At 53.0% G+C, this 22125-nt stretch carries 20 protein-coding genes; 7 read left to right on the forward strand and 13 right to left on the reverse strand.

Annotation, left to right across the window (positions count from 1 at the left end):
• Window positions 1-32 precede the first annotated feature (32 nt).
• The 6 genes from PFU01S_RS15095 (at window position 33) to PFU01S_RS15120 (ending at window position 6528) form a co-directional block, all read left to right on the forward strand.
• The gene (locus PFU01S_RS15095; protein WP_230396015.1) at window positions 33-1622 is read left to right on the forward strand and encodes a DUF6311 domain-containing protein; all 1590 of its coding nucleotides are present in this window, start codon (window positions 33-35) and stop codon (window positions 1620-1622) included.
• Window positions 1622-2572 (forward strand): glycosyltransferase family 2 protein, encoded by a 951-nt coding sequence (locus tag PFU01S_RS15100; protein WP_033736971.1) that lies wholly within the window; start codon window positions 1622-1624, stop codon window positions 2570-2572. Before PFU01S_RS15095 ends, PFU01S_RS15100 begins: the two co-directional genes overlap by 1 nt.
• Entirely contained in the window at window positions 2569-2958 is a 390-nt protein-coding gene (locus PFU01S_RS15105; RefSeq protein WP_023536239.1) for a GtrA family protein, read from the forward strand. The genes PFU01S_RS15100 and PFU01S_RS15105 overlap by 4 nt, the downstream gene beginning before the upstream one ends.
• Window positions 2959-3025: 67 nt before the next feature.
• The gene (locus PFU01S_RS15110; RefSeq protein WP_080992900.1) at window positions 3026-4069 is read left to right on the forward strand and encodes a glycosyltransferase family 2 protein; all 1044 of its coding nucleotides are present in this window, start codon (window positions 3026-3028) and stop codon (window positions 4067-4069) included.
• On the forward strand, window positions 4066-4404 hold the full coding sequence (locus tag PFU01S_RS15115) for a DMT family transporter (RefSeq protein ID WP_028687408.1): 339 nt from the start codon (window positions 4066-4068) through the stop codon (window positions 4402-4404). The genes PFU01S_RS15110 and PFU01S_RS15115 overlap by 4 nt, the downstream gene beginning before the upstream one ends.
• A gap of 57 nt (window positions 4405-4461) precedes the next feature.
• Window positions 4462-6528, forward strand: coding sequence for an ArnT family glycosyltransferase (locus PFU01S_RS15120; RefSeq protein ID WP_028687409.1), 2067 nt, complete (start codon window positions 4462-4464; stop codon window positions 6526-6528).
• An 88-nt stretch (window positions 6529-6616) separates the two neighbouring features.
• Here the strand turns inward: PFU01S_RS15120 and PFU01S_RS22170 are convergent, their stop codons facing one another.
• The 11 genes from PFU01S_RS22170 to PFU01S_RS15170 form a co-directional block, all read right to left on the reverse strand.
• Complete coding sequence (locus PFU01S_RS22170) at window positions 6617-6748, reverse strand: DUF3077 domain-containing protein (protein WP_372237585.1); 132 nt, start codon at window positions 6746-6748, stop codon at window positions 6617-6619.
• A gap of 694 nt (window positions 6749-7442) precedes the next feature.
• Window positions 7443-8234 carry an acyltransferase family protein gene (locus PFU01S_RS15125; RefSeq protein ID WP_248694602.1) on the reverse strand — a complete coding sequence of 264 codons (792 nt, stop codon included), beginning with the start codon at window positions 8232-8234 and terminating at the stop codon, window positions 7443-7445.
• A gap of 320 nt (window positions 8235-8554) precedes the next feature.
• Window positions 8555-8818, reverse strand: a complete 264-nt coding sequence (locus PFU01S_RS15130; protein WP_027914266.1) for a DUF3077 domain-containing protein — start codon at window positions 8816-8818, stop codon at window positions 8555-8557.
• 89 nt (window positions 8819-8907) lie between these two features.
• Window positions 8908-9150, reverse strand: coding sequence for a hypothetical protein (locus PFU01S_RS15135; protein ID WP_028687410.1), 243 nt, complete (start codon window positions 9148-9150; stop codon window positions 8908-8910).
• An 835-nt stretch (window positions 9151-9985) separates the two neighbouring features.
• A complete protein-coding gene (locus PFU01S_RS15140; RefSeq protein WP_028687411.1) occupies window positions 9986-10249 on the reverse strand; it encodes a DUF3077 domain-containing protein in 264 nt (87 codons plus the stop codon).
• Between the two features lie 89 nt (window positions 10250-10338).
• Window positions 10339-10581, reverse strand: coding sequence for a hypothetical protein (locus PFU01S_RS15145; protein WP_027914269.1), 243 nt, complete (start codon window positions 10579-10581; stop codon window positions 10339-10341).
• A gap of 500 nt (window positions 10582-11081) precedes the next feature.
• Window positions 11082-11630, reverse strand: coding sequence for a dTDP-4-dehydrorhamnose 3,5-epimerase (rfbC, locus tag PFU01S_RS15150; protein ID WP_028687412.1), 549 nt, complete (start codon window positions 11628-11630; stop codon window positions 11082-11084).
• Window positions 11630-12511 (reverse strand): glucose-1-phosphate thymidylyltransferase RfbA, encoded by an 882-nt coding sequence (gene rfbA / locus PFU01S_RS15155; protein ID WP_027914271.1) that lies wholly within the window; start codon window positions 12509-12511, stop codon window positions 11630-11632. The genes rfbC and rfbA overlap by 1 nt, the downstream gene beginning before the upstream one ends.
• A gap of 8 nt (window positions 12512-12519) precedes the next feature.
• Window positions 12520-13425, reverse strand: coding sequence for a dTDP-4-dehydrorhamnose reductase (gene rfbD / locus PFU01S_RS15160; protein WP_027914272.1), 906 nt, complete (start codon window positions 13423-13425; stop codon window positions 12520-12522).
• Window positions 13422-14522, reverse strand: a complete 1101-nt coding sequence (gene rfbB, locus PFU01S_RS15165) for a dTDP-glucose 4,6-dehydratase (RefSeq protein WP_028687413.1) — start codon at window positions 14520-14522, stop codon at window positions 13422-13424. Before rfbB ends, rfbD begins: the two co-directional genes overlap by 4 nt.
• A 248-nt stretch (window positions 14523-14770) precedes the next feature.
• A complete protein-coding gene (locus tag PFU01S_RS15170; protein WP_028687414.1) occupies window positions 14771-15829 on the reverse strand; it encodes a glycosyltransferase in 1059 nt (352 codons plus the stop codon).
• Between the two features lie 255 nt (window positions 15830-16084).
• On the opposite strand from PFU01S_RS15170, the gene PFU01S_RS15175 reads away from it, so the two are divergent.
• Window positions 16085-17470, forward strand: coding sequence for a glycosyltransferase family 2 protein (locus tag PFU01S_RS15175; protein ID WP_028687415.1), 1386 nt, complete (start codon window positions 16085-16087; stop codon window positions 17468-17470).
• 57 nt (window positions 17471-17527) lie between these two features.
• On the opposite strand, the gene PFU01S_RS21850 is transcribed toward PFU01S_RS15175, so the two are convergent.
• Together PFU01S_RS21850 and tagD are read right to left on the reverse strand one after the other, a co-directional pair.
• Window positions 17528-21730 (reverse strand): CDP-glycerol glycerophosphotransferase family protein, encoded by a 4203-nt coding sequence (locus PFU01S_RS21850; protein WP_161780417.1) that lies wholly within the window; start codon window positions 21728-21730, stop codon window positions 17528-17530.
• Between the two features lie 5 nt (window positions 21731-21735).
• On the reverse strand, window positions 21736-22125 hold the full coding sequence (gene tagD, locus PFU01S_RS15190; RefSeq protein ID WP_028687418.1) for a glycerol-3-phosphate cytidylyltransferase: 390 nt from the start codon (window positions 22123-22125) through the stop codon (window positions 21736-21738).

Below are 22125 nucleotides of genomic sequence, written 5' to 3' on the forward strand. Positions count from 1 at the left end.
GTTCCACGGGGAGGACGGGCCTGGCGTTAGCGTTGGCTATCGCCGTCTGGTTCGTGTGGCATCATTTTCCTTCGGGGTTCATCGCCGGTACATCGTCGTACTGGCAGTCGGAAGTCGACGACGTTACGCAATACATCTCTGGCTTCCACGCGTTCTTCAGTGCGCCTTTCGGGTATCCGCTGCTGGCATTCGACAGCATCAATTACCCGCAGGGCACGCGCGCGACGTTCATGGACACCATTCCGCTGTATGCGCTTATCCTGAAACTGGTGGTGCCCGCGTCATACGCACCGTTCAACCCCTACGGCGTGTGGGTGGGCCTAGCATTCCTGGGCCAGGCCGTGTGTGGCTGGTGGATACTGCGCGAGCTTGAGGTCAAGTCCTGGCTGGCACTGGTGGCGCTGGTGGTGTGCCTGCTGATCTTCCCGGCCTTTACAGCGCGTGTGACCCATATCTCGCTGATGACGCACTGGATCCTGCTGGCAGCCATCGCGCTCTACTTGCGTGGGCAGCGCCTGGGGCAGGTGCCCGTGGCAGGCTGGACAGCATTGTTGGTGGCCGGCTTCTACATCAACATCTACCTGTGCGTGATGGCGAGCGCCATTTATGTCGCCAACTGGCTGGCCAAGCCACGGCACTACCGCTGGGTGGACGTGCCTCGGGCGTTGTTGCCGTTCCTGATCATCGGCGCCAGCCTATGGGTGACCGTGTTCCCCATGGACTCCACGAACGTGGCCAAGGAAACCGGTTTCGGCACGTTTTCCATGAACCTGCTGGCACCGTTTTCAGGGGGTACGTTCTTCCCCATCGAAAACGCCGAAATGCCGGGGCAATACGAAGGCTTCAATTACCTGGGCCTGGGTGTCTTGCTGGGGTTGCTGGCCGGCCTGGTACTGGGCGGGCGCAGGGCAGTGAGGTGGGCGGCGGACAACTGGCCGCTGGTGCTGGTGATGCTTGGGCTCACCCTGTATGCACTTTCCGACAGCATCTACTGGGGCACCCACCAGGTGCTGGTGCTGCATTACCCCGCGTTCATGGAGGCCATCACTACGCAGTTCCGGGCCTCTGGCCGGTTCTTCTGGCCTGTAGGGTATGCGCTGACCATCGCGGCCATCGTATTGCTGTACCGCAGGCTGCCCAAACGCGTTTTCGCGCTGGCGATGTTGGTGTTGATCGTGGTGCAGGTGGCGGACATGTCCATCCAGCGCCACCGCTTGATCGATGGCGCCAAGCGCCCGGCAACACCAATCCTGACCCAGGCTGCGTGGGACGCCCAGATAGCCGATGGCATTCAGTATCTGTATTTCTTCCCCAAGTTCCGCTGCGGGCGCTCGGACATGATCCTCAGTACGCTGATGCCGACCATGCGGTATGCCGTCGAGCACGGGCTCAAGATCAACACCGGTTACGTGGCACGCGCCAACTCCAACTGTGCAGTGGAAAGCACCCAGGCCGAAATTGCAGGCTCCGATGCGCGCCACTCCCTGTATGTATTCGTCAAGGGCGATTTCCCTGAAGTGGGCCAGGCGCTGGCGCTGTTCCCAGCCGACCATCAGCCCCAGTGCACCGAACTCGATTACGCCCATGTGTGCAAGTTTGATGTGGACAAGGAGCGCCACTGATGAGCCAGCCTAGGCGCTTGTTGTCGCTGATCTCACCGTTCTACAACGAAGAACGCGGTGTTTGCGCGTTCTTCGAGCGTGTGGACGCCCTGTCAAAGGCGTTGGCCGATCGCTATGACTTCGAGGTCATCGCGATCAATGACGGCAGCAGGGACCAGACCTACGAAGAACTGCTCAAGGCCCAGGCGGCTTACCCGTACGTAACGGTCGTTGACCTGTCACGAAACTTTGGGAAAGAAGCCGCGCTTTCAGCTGGCCTGGACTTTGCGACCGGCGATGCAGTCGTGCCCATCGACTCCGACCTTCAGCATCCCCCCGAAGTGGTGCTGGAGCTCGTTGCCAAATGGGAGGAGGGCGCCGAAGTGGTGCTGGCCAAGCGCGTGGATCGGCGCACCGACCACGCGGTGCAGAAGTTCACCGCCAACGGGTTCTACAAACTGCACAACTCCATCTCGGACATCCACATACCCGCGGACGTGGGCGATTTTCGCTTGATGGACCGCAAGGTCGTCGAGGCGCTAAAAAGGCTTCCTGAAAACCGTCGCTTCATGAAGGGGCTGTTTGCCTGGGTAGGTTTTCGCACCGCCACCATCGAATACCAGGTGGCGCCACGCAGCACCGGCAAGACCAGCTTCAACACCTGGAAACTCTGGAATTTTGCCATCGAAGGCATCACCAGCTACAGCTCGGCCCCCCTGCGCATATGGACTTACCTGGGCTGTGCGGTATCGGCCATGGCCTTTGTGTATGCGGTTTACCTGCTGATCAAGACCCTGTGCTTTGGCGCCGATACGCCCGGTTATGCCTCGTTGATGATCACCATCCTGTTCGCCAGCGGCGTGCAGCTGATCGGCATAGGGGTGCTTGGGGAGTATGTCGGGCGGATCTTCGTGGAATCCAAGCGCCGGCCCGTGTACATCGTGCGCGAAGTGGTCAAGACCGACCGATGATCATTCCGGGCAAGTACTACCAGTTCCTGCGTTTTGCCTTGGTCGGCGTGGCCAACACGGCGGTGCATGCCGGCGTGGTGATTTTGCTGATGGAAACCCTGGCGCCGCCGGCAGCCGTGGCCAACGCGTGTGCATTCATCGTGGCCAACCTGATGTCCTACTGCATCAACAGCCGGTTCACCTTCCGTGTGCCGATGAGTTGGCTGGGATACCGGCGCTTCTTGCTGGTCTCACTGGTGTCGCTGGGCCTGACGCTGCTCATCACCTCGTGGGTCGAATACATGGGTTGGCACTATGGCGTGGGCCTGGTGATGGTGGTCTTCATCGTGCCGGTGCTCAACTTCATGGTGATGAAGCTCTGGGCATTCGCCCCGGCCAAGTCATGAAAACGCCGCGCTGCCGCCACGCCCACCGCAATGACTATTTTTTGGAATACGTAACAGGACTCAAACTATGACAATTGGCCAGCAAGAACACCTTTCGCCTGGCAGCGTACAACCTTGCGAAGATCGCGCGACCAGCATTGCGGTGGTGATCCCTTCCTACAAAGTGACCGCGCATATCCTGGGCGTCATTGCCGATATTGGCCCGGAAGTCGAGCGCATCTACGTAGTCGATGATTGCTGCCCGGAAGGCTCCGGCCGTTATGTCGAGGAACACGCCACCGACCCCCGTGTAGTGGTGCTGCGCAACCCGGAAAACCAGGGCGTGGGCGGTGCGGTCATGACCGGCTACCAGGCGGCTATCCAGGACGGCATGGACATCATCGTCAAGATCGACGGGGATGGCCAGATGGACCCAGGCCTGCTGATGAACTTCGTCACGCCCATTCTTGAGGGCACGGCCGACTACACCAAGGGCAACCGGTTCTACGACCTGGAAGAAATCCGGGCAATGCCCAAGATTCGCCTGTTCGGCAACGCTGTCCTGTCCTTCATGACCAAGTTCTCGTCCGGTTACTGGGACCTGTTCGACCCCACCAATGGCTACACGGCCATCCACCGTGACGTCGCCCGCCACCTGCCGTTCGCCAAGATCAGCCGTCGCTACTTCTTCGAGACCGACATCCTGTTCCGGCTCAATACCCTGCGCGCGGTGGTGGTAGATGTGCCCATGGACGCCAAGTACGGCGATGAAGTCAGCAACCTGAAGATTTCCAAGATCGTGGGCGAGTTTCTGGCCAAGCACGTGCGCAACTTCGGCAAGCGGATCTTCTACAACTACTACCTGCGCGACATGTCGCTGGCGTCCCTGGAGCTGCCGGCTGGCCTGCTGTTGCTGATATGGGGTCTGGTCTTCGGCCTGTCTCACTGGGCTTCGTCCATCTATACCGGCGTCGCCAACTCTGCCGGCACCGTGATGCTGTCTGCCTTGCCGATATTCCTGGGTATCCAACTGATCCTGGCGTTCCTGGGGCAGGACATCGCCTCGGTCCCCAGAAGGCCGTTCCACCTATCGCGGTTGAAGTCCAAGTTCAAGGCAGGTAAGCGCCCATGATGTATGCCATTGCAATTCTATGCGTCGTGGGTATCGCGACCGGCCAGATCATGTTCAAGCTCAGCGCCAGTGCGCTGCAGCGCGCCGGCACCATCTTCGACCTCAAGACCCTGATGATTTTGGGCTCTGCGTTCGCACTGTACGGTGTGACCACCATCGCCTGGGTGTGGGTGCTGCAAAAGATCGAACTGGGCAAAGCCTACCCGCTGATGGCGTTGGCCTTCGTGCTGGTGCCAATCGGCAGCCACTTCATCTTGGGTGAGCGGTTCCAGATCCAGTACTTCATCGGCGTCGCATTCATCATGTTCGGCATCGTACTGGCCGTTAAGTCCTGATCGGGCGCACATGCAGCAGGTTGTGGAAATGAAGAGCAGTAGAAGGGATAGGGCAGTATGAAGTTGATAGAAAGGTCGCAGCTGAACGCGACCGTGGCAGTCGCGGCAATCATGGCACTGGCCTTCGTGCTGCTGATGATGCGTTCAAGCGGTATCTACCCAACCGTCTTCGGGGATGAATACACCTACAGCTCGATGGCACGCGTGCTGCCGCTGTCGAGCGCATCGATACCCAACTACCTGTACCTGAGCATCTACAAGTCCACGTTGATGTGTGGCGACGGGTTCGTGGGTTGTACCAAGCTGCTCAATGCCCTGTTCTTCGTGCTGGCCTCGCCGTTCATCTTCATGGTGGCACGCCGGTATTGCAGTGCGCGGGTGTCGGTGTTGATCGTGGCCCTGAGCATGCTCGGGCCGATCAACGGCTACACCACGTACTTCATGCCTGAAGCGCTGTTCTACCTGACGTTCTGGATCAGCGCCTGGTACTTTCTGACCCTGGCCTCGAACGCGCCTTGGCAACGCTGGGCGCTGCTCGGCGTGCTGATGGGGTGTTCGTCCCTGGTCAAGCCGCATGCGCTGTTCGTCATCCCAGCCTTCTGCCTGTGCATTGCCTACTTTGCCTACAAAGACCAGGACCGCTGGTTCGTGACGGCGGTAAAAAACGCCGCTGTGTTCGTCGGCGTCATGTTGCTGACCAAATTTGGCTTCAGCTACCTGGTCGCCGGCAAGGCAGGCCTGACGCTGTTCGGCAACTTCTACGCCACCACCCTTGAGTCCAGCGCCTCCAGCATCGACCGGTACCTGGCCATCCTGAAAGCGGCGCCGACCATTGCAGCCGGGCACCTGCTGGGCAATGCCGTGATGTTCGGCTGCGCCTTGGCGATCATCATCACCACCAGCATCGCCACATTGCGAACTCGCGCCATCGGCGAGGACGGGAAGTTTGCCTTCTTCACCCTGTTCCTGCTGCTGAACCTGATCGCCGTGGTGGCGTTGTTCTCGGCATCCGTGGCCGGCACCAACGCCGTCGAAACCGCGTTGCGCCTGCACATGCGCTACTACGACTTCCTGTTCCCGTTGCTGTTCATCGCCGCAGGCGCCGAACTGGCGGGGGCCAGGCTCACGGCGCACCGTTACGTGCGCTGGGGCGTGGCGATCGTGGTGATGGGCGCTGTGGTGTATGCCGGCATCACGCGCATGTACCCGTTTACCCTGAGCTTTATCGATAACCCTGAGCTGCGCGGCTTTACCGCTGGTAATCGGGCCTTCTACGTACTCGCAGGGCTCTCGCTGATCAGCTTGATGCTGTGGTGTGCAAAACCGCGCAAGGGCTTGCAGCTGTTCGTGTTCGTCTTCCTGCCGCTTTCCATTCTGGTCAGTACGGTATACGCCAGCATGTCGCTGCTCGAACGCAGGCATGCAGACGTGTATGACAAGGCCGGGATGTTCGCGCGTCAATACCTGCCCGTCAGCGAGCGCCCACACCTGCTGGTGGTAGGGGATAACCCGGCCTCGATTCTGCGGGCACTGTACTGGGTGGAAGATTTGAACGCAGGCCCGGACTTGTCGTATAAGCCAGGCGAAATCTACACCGCCGACCAGTCGCCGGCTGACAAGAGATGGATCCTGGTAGTAGGGGATGTCGAGTTTGCCAAAGGCGACTTCAAGGTCCTCAAGCTCAATGGCTTCTCGTTGGCCAGAAAGCTGCCCAAGGACAACCCGCTGCTGCTCGATTTCCGCTCAAACATCCACACCGAGTCGGTAGACACGTTGCGCGGCCTGTCCCATGCCGAAAGCTGGGGCGCCTGGTCCGAAGGTGACACCGTGACGTTGCAGTTCTCACGGCCGCTGCCCAAAACCTTCACGCTGGAAATCAACGCCAAGGCGTTTGGCCCCAACCAGGGCCGCACCTTTGAAGTGAAGGTAGATGATCGCCGCTATCCGCTGAAGCTGAGCGGTGAAGTGGAACCGTATAGCTTGAAGATCGACAACCCCGACGAAGTCAGCAAGCTGACCATCAAGGTACCCCAGGCCACTTCGCCCGAGCAGCTGGGTATCAGTGGCGACAAGCGCATGTTGGGGATTGGGCTTCGGCAGATTGTGATTCGGGAAGACAAATAGCAGTGCTGTGACGGTACCTATGCGCTTGGATCGATAGGTACCGTCAGGGCAGGGGAGTGAGCACCTTGCCGAATCAACAACCCGCCGCTCAGTTCGCCATGCCAGCGTCAGCATCGTCCATCAACGTCTTGGCCAGTGCGCCCAGGTAGTACGCAGCCCATACCAATTTCGGGTTTTTGTCCATCAAGCCGCTGATGGTCAGCTTCGACGAGGCCGACACCTAGTGCTGTCAAACAAATGGGTGGCAGCTGTACGTGGGTTGACAGACCGGTCGACAGAGGAACTTACCCGGCGCACGCGAACGTGCCCCACGCACAGCCACCATAAGGGTGACACTACCTTTTTGTCGAAACAGCCTGCCAAAGCCGGTCGTTGATGAGCAACGACGGGGTGAGACTAGGGCTGCGCCTGAACAACGGCAATCGAAAAAAGGCGATGGGATTGTGTTTGGGAAATGGGCTACAGGAAAGGCGTAAATTCCGATCAATAGGCCGGCTGCGGCGGTACCCACGCCCTCGGAAAAATACAAAACCGGCAGTTAAGCGTGTTGCAGGCGAATCGAACGGTGCGATGAAACGCTGATCTGCTCCAGAAGGGGACCGGTTGGGTTAGTTAGGTGTTAATGCAGAAACCTGCCGCTCTCGCTGTCGCAGCCAAGCTTGGGCGGGGCGCTCCAAGTACCGATGGGTGGCAAGGCTCAGGGGTATGAGTACAGCAAAGAACAGCACCATCACCCACCCTTGATAGAACACTGCTCGTGAAAGCGCCAATGCGTCGAAGGCCATGGCGAATATGATCTGCAATGGGAAATGAGTGAGGTAGGACGAGTAACTAATGTCGCCCAGCCACGCCCAGCGCCGCGCCAGACCGGGCCAGCGCGAGCCCGCGGCCGCCAGTGCGGCAATAAGTAATGGTTAGCACACGTAAAGCAGCAACGGGTTGTTCAGCCCGGCAGGTGTTTTCAAAAGCCAGATCCAGGCCACCAGACACAGTGGGCCTGTGATGAGCAGCGCACCCCCATCGCCCAGATACCGGCGCACCCACGTCAGCACGCCATAGGTCATGCCACCGACGAAAAAGCACACCAGACCACTACCCAGTTTGTAGATGTCTGGATAAAGGAAGCTGCCAATCGCGATGGCCGCCAGGGTCAATGGCCATTTCCAGCGCTTGGTCAGGCAGATGATGAAGAAGATCGCGTAGAGCAACACTTCCACCGACACCGACCACACAGGCGCGTTGAAGGACCAACCCTTTTCCAAGCCCCAGGCCGGCACCATCAAAATATTCAGCACCGCGTGATAGACGTCATTGAACGTATAGACGAAATAGGTGCCGTGGCTGCTGAGATAGGCCCATTGCAGGGCCACGACAGCCATGAACGTGACGATGTGCAAAGGGTAGAGCCTGCTAAACCTGTCCTGGGCAAAACGTGACACCGTCAACGCGCGACGGCTGATGCCGTTTGCGAACAACCAGTAGAAAACGAACCCCGATAACGTGAAGAACAGCTGCACAGCCAGGTTGCCATGCCGATACAGCAGTTCAAACGTGCTGAAGAACGGTTGCTGTGCCGGGTCGAAGTCATGGGCTGCGCTACCCACATAGAAGAAGTGCTGCCAATGCCAGAACACGACACACAAGGCAGCCAGGCCACGCAGTACATCCAACGTATAGAGCCGATTACTGGGGTTAGAAAGAGTCATGTGTGCTGCTTGATAAAGGAGGTAAGGAAGGTAAATGTTGATCCAGCCAAAACTGAGTCCGGCATTGCGGTCACTGGCGCTTTCAAAGTGTGTACTGACGCTGAACGCTGCCACCTGGGCCTATGACCATGATCATGAGCCCTCCCTGCCGGGGGCGGAGTATACGCTGGCTTGGGATATAGCACCCACTGAGCTTGTGTGCGGAGATGTCCCACACAGCGCGATTGGGTGCTGCGGTTATAGCCTGTGTCAGGGTTCGTGAGCAGATCGTTTCGATGGCTTAGGAATCTCCAAAACTTACTGCCGCATGAATCCGCCGCTCAGCTCGCTATGCCAGCTTCAGCATCGTCCATCAGCGTTTTGGCCAGCGCACCCAGATAGTATGCAGCCCACACCAGCTTCGGGTTTTCGTCCATCAAGCCACTGATGGTCAGCTCCTGCGCGTACCCCATCAGTTCAGAGGCTTGAGCACGGGCGTGCTCACACGGTATGCCGGGTTCGATGCAGAACAGTGGCTCGGTTTGCTGTTTGCCTTGGTAGAACTTGGTTTTGCCGGCGGTGACGCCGGTGTGATGTGCGGTCATTGATTGATCTCCCTGCCTGTTTGCTGCCAGGGCTGCAATGCGGGCGACCTTGCTTGGCAATGGTCAGCCCACCACAGCCCCAGCTGGCTTCAATGCATTGCTCGAGGTTCTCTGGGCCTTTGCACCTGCAGAAGCGCCGACTCCAGCAATGCCCGCAGCGCCTCGAGTTGATGCAGAGACGTCATGATCAGAATCGATGTCGGGGATTTGGGCTGTAGCAGCAAGGCCTGATGCGCGACGGTTGCGGCGCAGAGCGCGTGATCCGAGGCTTGAATCAGGGTGTCTTCCAGGGAGTGGATGTGGTGCGGTGGGTCGGGGACGATCTTAAGCATCGCGTATGTCCTTTGATCAGTGCGGCCGCCTCTTGCTGTCAAACAAGTGGGTGGCAGCTGTACGTGGGTTGACAGACCGGCGGACATAGCAAGTTCCGGCGCACGCAAGCGTGCCCGCACGTACAGCCGCCATCAAGGACGAGCTGATTTCTATGTACCGTGACGGCCTGTCAAAGCCGTGCCGTTGATAGCCAACGACAGGGCGAGACTAGGTCGCTTCCAGAATGGCCGCAACGGAAAATAGGGAGGATGAGTATCTTTGGGAAATGGACTACAGGGAAGGGGTAGATTCTGATTTTTCTGCTTTCAGAGGTGCGAAGCTCAGGTGCTTGAGAATAGATTCAAGCGTCTGCGCTGAAGAGTTATGAAGGTAAAAACTGGAAAGTAACGGAAGCCTCCTAACAAGGTCTGTTAAGCCGGTGATCGCAGAAGCTCGGCATCGTCTGTCTGCGCTTTGCAACGTCCGAAGCTGAGCGTTCTTCTGCACCAGGAGCGACGCGGATTCGAGCCAAGCTCCTCGGCGTTCCTCATTCCAGGATCGATCTTTTTATCCGCATGGAAGCGACGACTTCGAAACCGTCGAGTAGCCCGTTCAGTTTCTGAGGGATCATCACACCAGCACCGTCAATCGGCTCGGTCGAGGTTTTAAGTGCGTCAGCCTCAGGTATAAGCGCTCGAGCATTCGCCCCAGTGCTCTGTTATTTCGTCGATCCCGAACCTGTTAACACACCGCTAAATCTTCGTCCGAGACTTCTTAAGGTTTTGCCATCCCAGGATTACTTTCCGTTGGTGACCGAGGAATCTACAAACACTGACTGCCGGGTGGGCACGCTGCTCAGTTCGCCATGCCTGCCTCAGCATCGTCCATCAGCGTTTTGGCCAATGCACCCAGATAGTACGCAGCCCATATCAACTTCGGGTTTTCGTCCATCAAGCCACTGATGGTCAGCTCCTGCGCGTAACCCATCAGCTCAGAGGCTTGAGCACGGGCGTGCTCACACGGTATGCCGGGTTCGATGCAGAACAGTGGCTCGGTTTGCTGTTTGCCTTGATAGAACTTGGTTTTGCCGGCTGTAACGCCGGTTTGATGTGCGGTCATTGATTGGTCTCCCTGCTTGTTTGCTACCAGGGCTGCCATGTGGGCGACCTTGCTTGGCAATGGTCAGCCCACCACAGCCCCAGCTGGCTTCAATGCATTGCTCGAGGTTCTCTGGGCCTTTGCACCTGCAGAAGCGCTGACTCCAGCAATGCCCGCAGCGCCTCGAGTTCGTGCAGAGACGTCATGATCAGAATCGATGTCGGGGATTTGGGCTGTAGCAGCAAGGCCTGATGCGCGATGGTTGCGGCGCATAGCGCGTGATCCGAGGCCTGAACCAGGGTGTCTTCCAGGGAGTGGATGTGTTGCGGTGGGTCGGGGACGATCTTAAGCATCGCATAGTACCTTCCAATCGGGCCCCCTCCCGACTGCTGTCAAACAGAGGGAGGCAGCTGTACGTAGGTTGACAGACCGGCGGACTATGCAAGTTCCGGCGCACGCAAGCGTGCCCCACGTACAGCCGCCACAAAGCGAGCTGCGTGCATAATACCGTTACGACCTGTCAAAGCCGTGTCGTTGATGACCAACGACGCCCCGAGAGTAGAAGCGTAGAAACGAGGTCGCAATGGTAAATGCGGGGTCAGAGTATCTTTGGGAAACGGACTACAAGGAAGGGGCAGATTCTGATCTTTTTGCTTTCTGAAGCTTAAGCCTGCGTGCTTAACACCAGACTCAGTCGCTTACCGGGAAAAGCGGGCCGCTCTAATCATCGAAGCGGGTGAAGCGCTCGCAAGCGTTTCTTACTATGGCGAGACTAGGTGTCGGCCAATCAGAACTGCTTAGGCTGTAGTTGCTGACAAGGCCAAGCCTTACGCGGCTTGGCCCCGTTGCAGGATTACTCGAACACTTCAGCGTTAGCCAACGCCACGCCGAGTTGATCCTTGCCAGACAAGCTCGGGCTGAAATCAATCGGCCACTCGATAGCGATTTCCGGGTCATCCCACGCGATGCACCGCTCACTGGCAGGCGAGTAGAAATCGGTGGTCTTGTACAAGAATTCAGCGGTTTCACTCAGGGTGACAAAACCGTGCGCGAACCCTGGCGGGACCCACAGCTGATTCTTGTTTTCTGCAGAAAGCACCGCACCGACCCATTTGCCGAAAGTGGGGGAGGAGCGACGGATATCGACCGCCACGTCGAACACTTCCCCTTGGACCACGCGCACCAGTTTGCCCTGGGCATGAGGGGGCAACTGGTAGTGCAGGCCCCGAAGCACGCCTTTCACTGATCGAGAGTGATTGTCCTGAACGAAATCGGGGCGCAGGCCAGTGACTTCTTCAAACACATTGGCGTTGAAGCTTTCGTAGAAGAAGCCCCGGTCATCGCCGAAGACTTTTGGGGCGAACAGAAGGACATCAGGGATGGCCAGAGGGGTAGCGTGCATCAGAAAACCTTTTCGCTAAGCAGGTTACGCAGGTACTGGCCGTAGCCATTTTTGAGCAATGGCTGGGCAAGGCGCTCGAGTTGTTCGGCATCAATCCAGCCTGCACGGAAGCAGATCTCTTCCGGGCACGCCACCTTCAGCCCTTGGCGGCGCTCCATGGTCGCAATGTACTGGCTGGCATCGAGCAGGCTGTCGTGAGTACCTGTGTCCAGCCATGCATAGCCACGGCCCATGATCTCGACATGCAGCTGCGCTTGTTGCAGGTACAGGTTGTTGAGGTCGGTGATCTCCAGCTCGCCTCGGGCCGATGGCTTCAGGCTGCGCGCCAGGTCAACCACTTGGTTGTCGTAGAAGTAAAGGCCCGTCACCGCATAGTTGGACTTCGGCTGTTTTGGCTTTTCTTCCAGCGACAATACGCGCCCGGCCTCATTGAATTCGGCTACACCGTAACGCTCAGGGTCGTTGACGTGATAAGCGAACACAGAGGCGCCCGTTTCGCGTTGGCCCGCGTTCAACAGCAGCGACTGGAAGTCGTGGCCGTAGAAGATGTTGTCGCCCAGCACCAGCGCAGAAGTGTCGTTGCCAATGAAGGCCTCGCCGATGGTGAATGCCTGAGCCAAGCCATCAGGGCTTGGCTGCACGGCGTAGGACAGGTTCAGGCCCCATTGGCTGCCGTCGCCTAGCAACTGCTCGAAGCGTGGGGTGTCCTGCGGCGTTGAAATGATCAGAATGTCGCGGATACCGGCGAGCAGCAGGGTGCTCAGCGGGTAATAGATCATGGGTTTGTCATACACCGGCAGCAGCTGCTTCGATACCGAGAGCGTCGCGGGGTGCAGGCGTGTGCCTGAGCCGCCGGCCAGAATAATTCCTTTACGAGCCATGGGAATCCTTACTTATGGATTTCGTCTAGCATACGTTTAACGCCTTGCTGCCAGGGCGGCATTTTCAACTTAAACGCGCTTTCGAGCTTGCCCAGTGCCAGCCGCGAATTTCGCGGGCGCGGCGCGGGTACAGGGTAAGCGTCGGTATTGATCGCTGATACTTGATCAGCGTTCACTTTAAGCGATATGCCCCTGCAAAGCGCGTCCTGCAGCACTAATTGCGCATAAGCGTGCCAGCATGTTTCACCCGATGCAGCCAGGTGGTAGATCCCGGCAAGGTGAGCGTTCGCGGGCTGGTTGACCACCTGGCGCACGACATGGGCTGTAACGTCCGCGATCAAGTCAGCACCGGTTGGGGCGCCGAACTGGTCAGCTACCACGCTCAAGGCGTCCCGCTCCTGGGCAAGGCGCAGCATGGTCTTTGCAAAGTTATTTCCGCGGGCAGCGTACACCCAGCTGGTGCGCAGGATGACGGCCTTGGCACCGCTGGCTTCTATGGCCTGCTCACCCTCAAGCTTGGTACGGCCATAGACCGACAGCGGGCCGGTGGCTGCGGTTTCTTGCCGAGGCTGATCACCGCTGCCGTCATACACGTAGTCAGTGGAGTAATGAATCAGCCAAGCGCCCAAGCGAGCGGCTTCACGCGCCAGTAGGGCAGGGGCCTGAGCATTGATAAGCGCTGCTGCCTGAGGATCACCCTCTGCTTTATCCACGGCTGTATAAGCGGCCGCGTTGACGATTACATCAGGCGCGAGCAAACGAACTGTGCTCGCCAACGCATCCAACTGGCTCAAATCGCCACAGAGCTCGCCGTCACCCTGACGGTCCAGTGCGACAACTTCACCGAGCGGCGAAAGAGACCGCTGCAGCTCCCAGCCTACTTGCCCGTTTTTCCCCAACAGCAGGATTTTCACGCTTCATTTGCCCCGTATTGCTTAGCCACCCAATCACGGTACGAACCGTCCATCACGCCCTGCACCCATTCCTGATTGGCAAGGTACCAGGCGACAGTTTTGCGGATGCCGGTATCGAACGTTTCCGCAGGTTTCCAGCCTAGCTCGCGCTCGATCTTGCGTGCATCGATGGCGTAACGGCGGTCGTGGCCCGGGCGGTCTGTCACGTAGGTGATCAGCTCGGCGTAGTGTCCGACAGGCGCACCGGTCTTTTGGTTGATCACATTGCGCGCGGACGCTGGCGCCAGTTCATCGAGCAGGCCGCAGACGGTACGCACGATATCGATGTTGGCTTTCTCGTTCCAGCCGCCGATGTTGTAGGTTTCGCCTGTGGTGCCGGCTTCCAGCACACGGCGGATACCCGAGCAGTGGTCCTCTACGTACAACCAGTCCCGAATCTGCTGGCCGTCACCGTAGACCGGCAACGGTTTACCCGCGAGCGCGTTGACGATCATGAGCGGGATCAGTTTTTCGGGGAAGTGGAACGGCCCGTAGTTGTTGGAGCAGTTGGTGGTGAGGACTGGCATACCGTAGGTATGGAAGTAGGAACGCACCAGGTGGTCACTGGCGGCTTTGCTAGCGGAGTAGGGGCTGTTGGGGGCGTAGGGTGTGGTTTCAGTGAACGCCGGATCGTTTAGCGCGAGTGTGCCGTACACCTCATCTGTTGAGACGTGGAGGAAGCGGAAACCTTCTTTCTCCTGCCCGGTCAGACTGCTCCAGTGCGCACGTGCGGCTTCCAGCAATCTAAAGGTGCCCATGACGTTGGTCTGGACGAATGCCTCAGGCCCGGTAATAGAGCGGTCTACATGAGATTCGGCTGCAAAATGGACCACGGCGCGGGGGCGGTGCTCGGCGAACAGCTTGGCCAAGAGCGACGCGTCGCAGATGTCGCCTTGGACGAAGTGATGCTGTGTGTTGCCTTCAAGGGACTGCAGGTTGGCTAGGTTGCCTGCGTAGGTGAGGGCGTCGAGGTTGAGGACGGGTTCCTCATGGTGCGCGCACCACTGCAGAACGTAATTTGACCCGATGAAGCCGGCTCCGCCTGTTACTAGAATCATGAAGATAGACCTGCTCTAAAATGGGCGTTTTGTGTAATGACGGTCTTGAGTACTCAAATCAATGCACTAACTGACCGTGACGCTTTCATTTCATCTGCTAAGGATGTGCAACAACCGTATGATCACTCATATTTCGATAAGTTACTAAAATACAAAAATACTAGATTTTCAAATGATAACGCTGGTTCTTATTTCTGAATAGCAGTAAATTAATAAACTGCCGCTAACGTATGGTTGCATTTGTGTGGTCACTTGTCTAGCAGTTCACGAATTGCGTTGAGAAGCTTCTCGGACTGCGCAGATTTATCTTGTTCGATTCTGAGTTTGTTTTCTAATTCCACAATCCTTTGATTATAGTTGTGGGCTATTAATATACTAATTCCAAGTGCTTTCTCTTGTGATGTTTCTGACTCATTGCAGAACTTGGAGAACCAGGGGCTCCTAGAAGCTCGATCCAGCCAAATGGATCTATAAGCAAATAAAACACCCTGTCGCTCATCGACAAACCCACGAATTATGCTGCGATCAAACGGTGCCCATGGCTTGACATTAGTAATGTAATGAAGGTTCTTGGCGGTAGGGTGTAAATTTTTATCAACTAATACAGCCCAGCGTACGCGGTGGTTGTATACAGGATCAAGCTCTTCGACCTGATCCTGGCAACTGGAAAATGCAAAATATAGTGCAAGCTGTTCTATTAGCTTTGCCTTCGGGCAATGCGAAAAAATAAACTCATAACACTTCAAGAGTCTGTCAAAGAACTTGTTCTGATGGCAAAGTTTATTATCGAAGGCAATGAACCCTGCATTCATGTAGGCCCGAACTTGAGGGTTTAAAAGCCCTTGGTGGGTTGCTAAAGAGATAGAGTCAGCTGTAAGCCCCTCTTTCTCGAGGTTTATATTCATTATCAGTCCGCGTGCCATTCCAGCGACAGGCATCACATTCTGGATTTCATACCTGCCGAGGCAAAGTATGTCATAGTCCACCTTGATAGATTGCTCATAACCGATAGTGAGCAAATATTCTGGTAAAGCCCAGTTGAGTAATATCTCAATCGGCCAGCGACCCTCAGCCATTTGTGGTAAGGTGGCAATACGGTCATCAACTTCTAAAATCTTAGCATCGATAAATGTGATTTTGTGATGTTGGAGAGCATCAATCATGTCACTGGTCAATTTAGACGCATCGAAACACATGAAGGCATCAAAAGTATTAGGGTTTTTATCTTGAATACTGTCGAGTGCCACCAGCGCAGGAAAGAAAATTCGTTCATCTCCCGCAACGAAAATAGCTGGCTTGTTGGGCATACACCTCTCCTTCGTCTGGTCTCAGTAGGCGAATTTCTAATTTATGCCTACGTAACAATTGGTATTCTAATGGGTAAATCATACTCAAGAATGAATCTATAGGCTACTTCAATTCGAAAAAAAATAGTCAGCGGCTAGTTGAGCTAGGTGATTTTTGGGTCGACATACGGAGCGGCGTATGGTAAACGTCGCAGAATGAGTTGAATTAGTACCACGTGGCCATGGTTAACTGAATAAGCATAGACGGAAGAAAAAATGTTGAACGTTTCCCGGGGAAGTTGGTCCGTTGCCACTACGGTTAGGGCCCCTGAATATCAGATTAATAATTTTTTGGAGCACTACGTAGGATTGGGTGCAGATAAAATCTATATTTTTTTCGACGATCCCGAATTCACCGCTTATGACGCAGACAGGTTCGCTGGACGCGTTATCTCTTTTGTATGCAATGATAAATATTGGGAAACAGCCTATAAAGCTCCGCCTATGGCAGAGCGGATAGGGCGCCCGGACGCTGTAGAGATAAGGCAAGGTGTTAATGCTCTCTTTGCGAGGGAAGTAATGACGTCCGAGTGGCTGCTTCACGTCGACGTGGATGAATTCATATACGCAAAGAAAGATGTTTCTGAGGTGCTGTCGGTATATCCTGCGACGGTTTTTTCAGTGCTACTTCGGACGCTTGAAGCTGTCTACGATAGTGTAAAACCGGAAGGTAAAGAAACAGATACTCTTTATTTTAAGAAATCCGTGCAACAAAAGGAGCTGCTAGAGGAGATATACCCCTCTGAGTTGTTAAAATGCGCTACAAACGGATTATGGGGCACTATAATAGGGAAGTCTTTCATAAGAAAAAGCCCTGAAATAAAATCAATGTCTGTTCACTGGCCAACCCCAGTTGATACGTCACTTACAAAAAATGTACCTACTTACTATATAGATTTGTTGCACTTTGAAGGTCAGACCTACGATCTTTTTAAAGAAAAAGTAAAGCTGCGAATTTATAAGAATGTCGCTAAACATATGCCTCAGACTTATAAAGTGCGGCTTGATATTTGTAAGCGAGCCTATGAGGAGCATGGTGATGAAGGGCTCTTATCTGTATACAGGAGTTTCTATGTTATGGAATCCGATACTCTTGATAAGGCGATCCAGTCGGGCGTGGTTGTCAAAGTAAACTGGTCACTGGGTACGATATCCGATCACAAAATTCTGATCAATAATCCAATATTCGATTTGAACGCGCGACTTAGCAACTGGGGTGGAACTCTGATTAAGTCAGTCCACGGGACGTATTTAGTGTATGACAGCGATGAAATGCTTATCAAATCCGCTGCTGCACAGGAGGTTGTCAATCGGAAAAATTATCATCCCGTTGAGATAGAGGTTGTGGAAAAACGGGCTAGGTTATTTGTTAGGTATCAGAATTATATTTTGCGAGTTTACGCTTCTCAAGGGCTTTTAAGAGCAGCGAACTCCGATGAAGATAACTGGTTGAACGTGAGTTATCAAGATTCTGTTATACACCTGGAACGAGAGGGTGTCTATTTATCCGTTGCTCCTAGTAAGGCTGTGACCTTTGATCGCATGCGAGCTTCAAAATGGGAATCTTTTACTTTAAAAGAAATTTATCCTCAAATTTCCTGATTGAGTCTGGAGCGGTGCCAGCCGCTCCAGTAGTTTTTAAATATTTGAACAGTGGGCTTACTGGTCGACTTTCCTCAGTCGCGTATACCCTAGTGCATTCTTGAACATGGCTGCTACGTCTTTATTGTATTGCTCAGGACTGAATTCTTTGAAAACTAACGGAGCTGCAAGATGCTGCTTCATGGCAGAGGTAAGTGCAACTTCATTATTTTCTACGAGAAGACCATAACCTGGATTCAAAATGCTGTGAGGCCCTGGAATATCAGTAGATATTACAGGTGTTTTAAGGACTAACGCTTCTATGATTGCGAGGCCTTGCCCTTCGTGGTCAGATGAAAATACAAATAAATCTAACGATCTTATAAGAGGGTAAGGGTTTTGGCGGATGCCGGCAAGTAACACTCGACCTTCAAGATTTAGTTCTGAAATGCGTTGTTGAAGACGAGACCACTGTGGTCCGTCGCCTACAATGATTAATTTAACGTCTGCATCCGTTTCCCGGATAAATTGATAGAATGCATTGATTAGTTTGTAATGGCCTTTTTCGGGCGAAAGTCTGCCTACAGTGCCGAATACACGTGAGTTACCTGCCCAGTCAACGATGTCACTATCTAACGGCTTAGTCGATTTTTTACGAATTTCTTCAATGTTGATGAAGTTGTCGCAATAAACGAACCTATCTTCACTAATTCCTGTCTTTTCAGCGAGGTTGAGCAAGTTTTGCTGATTAACGCTTTCTGATACTGAAATCAACTTGTCATAGCAATGGTAGAGCTCAAATATTCCTGATAGAAATTCGTACTTCGTAAGGTGCTCTTCCATCATATTATTGTGCAAGTACACAACCTTGTGTGAATTTTCCGGACCATAGCCTAGTAGGCCTGTCCAGAATTTACCGTACCCTTCAAACTGTATAACGATGTCAAAATTAGCGCAGCCGAAAACTCTCCTGAATTCCTTCTTCATGAGCTTCTTGTATACATCCCACATTGCCTCTGAATGGAGTGTGTCGTGGTTATTGAAAGTGTCCATGACGAGCTTCTCCTCTGGGGAGTAGTTCACCATGCCTACTCGGCTTATTATCTGCACCTCATCGCTTATAGAGTGGAGTTTATTCAACCGGTATTCGTCGGTTTCGATAGTGTCTGGGTCAATGACCAAAGTGATACTATATCGTTTTTTGTCGATTGCATGTATCAAGCTAAGACAGGATTGGGTGATCCCATTTGGGGGTAGCGATCCAGCATATATCAAGATAGACTTTCTATTGTCCTGATAATTGCTAAGTGTGAACGAATGATCATTTTCAAATAGCAGCCTGATAGCACGCTCTGTTGCATAACCAGCAGAAGCATCGAAATATTTCAGGTTTTCTGTTGTAATTTCAATTGGTGTATACTTTACTTCTAATAAAGATTCGATTTCTTCAAGTAATTCTTTGCGGTTAGTTACCACGTCGCCAGGAATTGTTTCCAATTCCAAATACATACCCCTTGTGGAGCGGTAATCATCATAGTCATATGCATAATAGATGATAGGTTTACCAGTAGGCATAAAGTCAAAGCAAATACTTGAGTAATCTGTTATCAAGATATCGATGATAGAAAGAAGGTCAGATGTCTCAATATCTGCGGGAACTGACTTAAAGCCCTGCTCAGCTATAAGTTCCTCTGACATATGGTGTCCGCGGAATAAGAAGTTGCACTTAAGACTTCCAAGGGCATCCAAGTCACCGATCAACTGATCCAAGTCTACCGTGGCTTCCGATGTGGATCCTCTCCAAGTCGGCGCATAAAGCACTGTTGGTAGTGACTTATCAATTCTAAGTTTTTGGATAAGCAACGAACTGGTTGAAGAGTCTGGTATCAGAATTCGATCGTTTCTCGGATAGCCAGTTTCCGCAATAATTCCGTTGAACGTACCGGCAATATCATGTGAACGAACCATTACGTCAGATGTATGAGAGTTAGGGCTCAGGAGATGCGTGGCATGCAAGAAGTTTCTTGAGACATTCTTGTGGGCCATAAAGGAATTTTTATTGTCTTTGCCCAGTCCTTTCATTGGCGTGCCGTGCCAAGTATTTAAGTACATTTGCTCTGGTCTCCGTACAAACCAGGGCATGAAAGTATTGTTGTTGATCAGATATTTGGCTGTCGCTATATAGCGTCTATACAGGTAGCTGTTTCTCTCAACAATGATAACATTTTTGGATTTTTTAAGTTGGTCTGGCGCTGCGCTGGTGTTCGTAAGCGCCCAGACGTGAGTTAGATGACTATATTCCGGAGCGGATGATAAAGCCTTATATATAGCATACGGGTTACAGCTTACAGATGCGCCATGGAAGCTTTCGTAAAAGACAATATTTTCTTCAATGGGCAGAGTTTCGATCAACTCATTATATTCGATGGCATTCTTCAGCCCTTGGCTTTTTTCATAGCGAGAATAATCAAAACCATATGCGCGCTTGATGATTCTCGTCTGTACAAATGCATTGCAGGCTTGGGCATACTCTCCCATGCACATAAGTGCATGGCCATGCATATAGTGCCACCTGGGATTGTGAGCGTTACTGCGTGCAGTTAACTCCGCGAATATCTTACTTGCACTTTCCCATTGCTTGTTCTTCTGAAGTTCAATGCCGAGCTCTGTATAAAGCTGTAGATTGAATGGGGTTTGGCCGAAAATGGTATTCAGTGCATAAAGACGATCTAGTGATTCGATCAGCGTTTTTTGTTTATTGGGTGTGCCCGAAGAGTTGTCGGTGTCTCCGATAATGACAACAGGTTCTGGTGCGCTAAGTTTATCTTTAGTAGATTTTAAAAAGGCCAGACATGCAGCTTCATAGTCACCTGCTAATTTAAGTGCATAGCCTTGACGGTAGAACCAATAAGGCTCTAGCTTGCTGCTTTTGTTTGCAGCACTACCATAGGCTTGAGCTGCGTCTGAGAACTCCCCAGCTCGTTCTAAGACAAATCCAAGCCTGTAATACCAGTAATTATGCTTGGAGTCTAAACCAATAGCTAGCTTGTAATTAATCGCTGCTTCCTTCCAGAGGAAACAGCGGTCATAAGCCATGCCTATCCTATAGTAAAGTTCTGCATCAGTGGGATTTTCGCTGGTCTTTTTTACGTACTGATAAGCTGCTTCCTTCCAGAGTCCCCTGGCTTGGTGGTTGACTCCGATCCCGAAACGCGCAACAGCTGGATCTTTGCTTAACTTAACGCTCTTTTTATAGTAAATTTCTGCAAGATCATAATCTTTTAATAGCTCGTTTAGATAGCCTAATCGATACAGCCAGGTATGATTTTCTGGTTCTAAATTCAGAGCTTTTGTGTAACAGGCTACTGCGTCTGATAAGCGATTTAGTTTTTCGCAGACTTCTGCTTTTTTTATCAGAAGATCTTTGCGATTGGAGGACAGTTCACAGGCTTTTTGCAGTGCGTCAGCCGCTTGCCACCACTTTTTCTGAGTGCTGTAAATGCGAGCCAGTGTTTCAAAATGATCTAGCGCTCCGGAGGTCGAGCAAATGTGACTGTAGATCAACTCTGCATTTGCGTGTCGCCCAATTTTTTCTAGATAAGCGGCGACCTTGGTGCATGTGTCAATGTCGGGTTTTCGTGATATCAGTAACTTACAAGCTTGATCAAGATTCGAAAATTCGAGTTTGCTTGTGGGTTTTGGAGATGGTTTTGTGGGACTTTGGAAGTCAATATAATGTATCAAAGGGTTAAGGGAGTGGTGCTCATTTTGCTGATGTATCAACCAGTACCAGCAAGTATCAAAAGAGGCGGATGGGTTCCGAAACTCTACTGCTCCGTACTGCAGATAGTGATGAGCGGGGTCGACTTTGCTAGCCGCTACATCGGGATAAGTCTTAAGATAAAAGCTGGGATCAAAAAAATCAGAAGATGAGATTTTGTTTATTAGAAGTGTTTGCTCTGAATTTGGACCCCTAACAGCCATTGCCTCTGTGATTGCAGAAGGTGCGTGATCAATCTGTATAGCAGCTTTGCGTTCTATAAAGTCGATAAAAGCATTTTTTCCGATCGATTCCGGATAATCTTTGACGTAGGATTGTGGGTCAAAATCCTTTCTGGGCAGACGTCCTTCTTGTGCACCATATAGCACATAGTGATTAACTGGCTGCATGCCACTCGCTTTTACGTCCGGATAAGCCTCATTGTAGAAGTCAGCATCGAACAAGCCGGAAGCGATGATTGTTTCTATTTCGCGTAAGATACGTTCGCGATCAATGTTCATAGTGTTCATACGTGGGACAGACTAGTTTTGATTTCGGTTGTAGAGATTGCCGGCGTACGGTCAAGGTAGACAACTTCGCAATACTCTTTGAGCATGTCGAATTTACCCTCCCAGTCGTTACCCATAACAAAAATCTGAGCTTCATATTTGCTAATGTCGGTAACCTTTTGCTCCCAGTTATCCTCAGGGAACACAAAGTCTACGTAGCGAATCGATTCTAATACTATCTTGCGATTTTCATAGTTGAGCAAGGACGACTTGTGTTTGCCGGCATTAAATTCGTCCGAAGACAAGCCTACGACCAACCTATCACCCAGCGCACGAGCGCGCTTCAAGAGGTTGATATGGCCACGGTGTAATATATCGAACGTACCGTATGTGATAACCGTTTTCAA

The organism is Pseudomonas fulva NBRC 16637 = DSM 17717, from assembly GCF_000730565.1.
Taxonomy (GTDB): domain Bacteria; phylum Pseudomonadota; class Gammaproteobacteria; order Pseudomonadales; family Pseudomonadaceae; genus Aquipseudomonas; species Aquipseudomonas fulva.

Excerpts from the sequence above, each read along its gene's own strand:
- PFU01S_RS15110 (WP_080992900.1), top strand. The coding sequence starts at position 3,026 with ATGACAATTGGCCAGCAAGAACACCTTTCGCCTGGCAGCGTACAACCT.
- rfbA (WP_027914271.1), bottom strand. The coding sequence starts at position 12,511 with ATGGCTCGTAAAGGAATTATTCTGGCCGGCGGCTCAGGCACACGCCTG.
- PFU01S_RS15105 (WP_023536239.1), top strand. The coding sequence starts at position 2,569 with ATGATCATTCCGGGCAAGTACTACCAGTTCCTGCGTTTTGCCTTGGTC.
- PFU01S_RS15170 (WP_028687414.1), bottom strand. The coding sequence starts at position 15,829 with ATGCCCAACAAGCCAGCTATTTTCGTTGCGGGAGATGAACGAATTTTC.
- PFU01S_RS15125 (WP_248694602.1), bottom strand. The coding sequence starts at position 8,234 with ATGACTCTTTCTAACCCCAGTAATCGGCTCTATACGTTGGATGTACTG.
- PFU01S_RS15135 (WP_028687410.1), bottom strand. The coding sequence starts at position 9,150 with ATGCTTAAGATCGTCCCCGACCCACCGCACCACATCCACTCCCTGGAA.
- PFU01S_RS15145 (WP_027914269.1), bottom strand. The coding sequence starts at position 10,581 with ATGCTTAAGATCGTCCCCGACCCACCGCAACACATCCACTCCCTGGAA.
- PFU01S_RS15120 (WP_028687409.1), top strand. The coding sequence starts at position 4,462 with ATGAAGTTGATAGAAAGGTCGCAGCTGAACGCGACCGTGGCAGTCGCG.
- PFU01S_RS15175 (WP_028687415.1), top strand. The coding sequence starts at position 16,085 with ATGTTGAACGTTTCCCGGGGAAGTTGGTCCGTTGCCACTACGGTTAGG.
- PFU01S_RS15115 (WP_028687408.1), top strand. The coding sequence starts at position 4,066 with ATGATGTATGCCATTGCAATTCTATGCGTCGTGGGTATCGCGACCGGC.
- rfbB (WP_028687413.1), bottom strand. The coding sequence starts at position 14,522 with ATGATTCTAGTAACAGGCGGAGCCGGCTTCATCGGGTCAAATTACGTT.
- PFU01S_RS15130 (WP_027914266.1), bottom strand. The coding sequence starts at position 8,818 with ATGACCGCACATCACACCGGCGTCACCGCCGGCAAAACCAAGTTCTAC.
- PFU01S_RS21850 (WP_161780417.1), bottom strand. The coding sequence starts at position 21,730 with ATGAACATTGATCGCGAACGTATCTTACGCGAAATAGAAACAATCATC.
- rfbC (WP_028687412.1), bottom strand. The coding sequence starts at position 11,630 with ATGCACGCTACCCCTCTGGCCATCCCTGATGTCCTTCTGTTCGCCCCA.
- PFU01S_RS15100 (WP_033736971.1), top strand. The coding sequence starts at position 1,622 with ATGAGCCAGCCTAGGCGCTTGTTGTCGCTGATCTCACCGTTCTACAAC.
- PFU01S_RS15140 (WP_028687411.1), bottom strand. The coding sequence starts at position 10,249 with ATGACCGCACATCAAACCGGCGTTACAGCCGGCAAAACCAAGTTCTAT.